Source organism: Loktanella sp. PT4BL, from assembly GCF_003201935.1.
Lineage (GTDB): Bacteria > Pseudomonadota > Alphaproteobacteria > Rhodobacterales > Rhodobacteraceae > Yoonia.
This window is the reverse complement of sequence record NZ_QJJL01000033.1, coordinates 1-1,653: the sequence shown is the minus strand read 5'-3', so window position 1 is coordinate 1,653 and position 1,653 is coordinate 1. Positions and strand designations below refer to the sequence as shown.

The following is a 1,653-nucleotide window of genomic DNA, read 5'->3' as shown; positions in this document are numbered from 1 at the left end:
GCCCGCGCCGAGGCCTTCGGGATCGAAGCGCATCAGGTGGATGGACAGGATGTTCTGGCCGTCAACAAGCTGGCCAACGATCTGGTCGCGCGTGCGCGCAAGGGCGAAGGCCCGTTCTTTATCGAACTGATGACCTACCGCTACCACGGCCACCATGTGGGCGACATCAACCGTGAGTATTACCGGTCCAAGGACGAAGAGAAGGACTGGAAAGACAACCGCGACCCGATCATCCGGTTCCGCGCGCATCTCGTTAGCGAGGGCCTTGCCACCGAGGAAGAGATCGACGCGCTCAACGCCGAGATCGCCAAAGACGCCGAAGCGGCCGTCAAATATGCGCTTGATGCGAAATACCCCGATGTCTCCGAAGTCGACATGCACGTCTTTTCCGACATCAAACACGCGCTGGCATAAGGAGAATTTGCGATGCGAGAGATCACCCTATCCCAAGCCGTGAACGAAGCACTGGCAGAGGAAATGCGCCGCGACGAGACCGTGTTCATCATCGGTGAGGACGTGGCCGAAGCCGGCACGCCGTTCAAAGTCCTTTCCGGTCTCGTCGAGGAATTCGGCACAGGCCGCGTGGTCGACACCCCGATCGCCGAACCCGGCTTCATGGGTCTTGCGGTCGGCGCGGCCATGACCGGGACGCGCCCTGTCGTCGATCTGATGTTTGGCGATTTCATCTTCCTGATTATGGACCAGCTCTGCAATCAGGCGGCCAAGACGCACTATATGTCGGGGGGCAAACTCAGTGTGCCGCTGGTGTTGCGCACGAATATGGGCGCCACGCGCCGCTCTGCGGCCCAGCACAGCCAGTCATTGCATGCACTTGTTGCCCATATTCCCGGCCTCAAGGTCGCCATGCCGTCGTCGGCCTACGAGGCCAAGGGCCTGATGAAAACGGCGATCCGCGACAACAATCCGGTCGTCATTTTCGAAGACAAACTGATGTATCAGGACAAGGCGCCAGTGCCCGAAGAGGAATATCTGATCCCCTTTGGCGAGGCGAATATCAAGCGCGAAGGCAGCGACATCACATTGATCGGCACCTCTTCGATGGTGCAGGTCTGCGAGAAAGCCGCCGAAATTCTGGCCGCTGAAGGCATCAGCGCCGAGGTGATCGACCCGCGCACGATTGTGCCGCTGGATGAAAAGACCCTGCTGGACTCAGCCCGCAAAACAAGCCGTGTCATCGTGGTGGACGAAGGCCACCAGAGCTTTGGTGTGACCAGCGAAATCGCAAGCCGCATCAATGAAAAGGCGTTCTATCACCTTGATGCCCCAGTGGTGCGCATGGGTGCGATGGATGTGCCGATCCCCTTCAGCCCCGCGCTTGAGGATATCACTGTGCCTACGCCCGAAGGTGTCGCCGCCAAGGCGCGGCTGCTGGTCGGCGGGGAGATGATCCATGCCGCTTGACGTTATCATGCCCGCACTCGGCATGGCCCAGGAAACGGGCCTGATCGTCGCGTGGCACAAACAACCCGGCGATGCGGTCGCCAAGGGTGACATTCTGTTCGAGGTCGAGACCGACAAGGCCACGATGGAGGTCGAAGCCGCCGCAGACGGTTTCCTGACCGACGTCGCGGCCGGCGAAGGGACGGATGTGCCTGTTGGCAATGTTATCGCCAAAATCTCGGACAGTGCCGA

The 1,653-nt window shown here is 60.2% G+C and carries 3 protein-coding genes; all 3 read left to right on the top strand.

The features are described 5' to 3' along the window. Positions 1-414, top strand: a 414-nt coding sequence (locus C7964_RS19705) for a thiamine pyrophosphate-dependent enzyme (protein ID WP_286164083.1), incomplete at its 5' end; no start/stop codon positions are given. A gap of 12 nt (positions 415-426) precedes the next feature. Further along, positions 427-1,422 carry an alpha-ketoacid dehydrogenase subunit beta gene (locus C7964_RS19700; protein WP_110281245.1) on the top strand — a complete coding sequence of 332 codons (996 nt, stop codon included), beginning with the start codon at positions 427-429 and terminating at the stop codon, positions 1,420-1,422. Beyond that, positions 1,412-1,653 (top strand): lipoyl domain-containing protein (locus tag C7964_RS19695; protein WP_220000208.1); only part of this gene is annotated, 242 nt, incomplete at its 3' end. The genes C7964_RS19700 and C7964_RS19695, both read left to right, overlap by 11 nt.

Excerpts from the sequence above, each read along its gene's own strand:
- C7964_RS19700 (WP_110281245.1), top strand. The coding sequence starts at position 427 with ATGCGAGAGATCACCCTATCCCAAGCCGTGAACGAAGCACTGGCAGAG.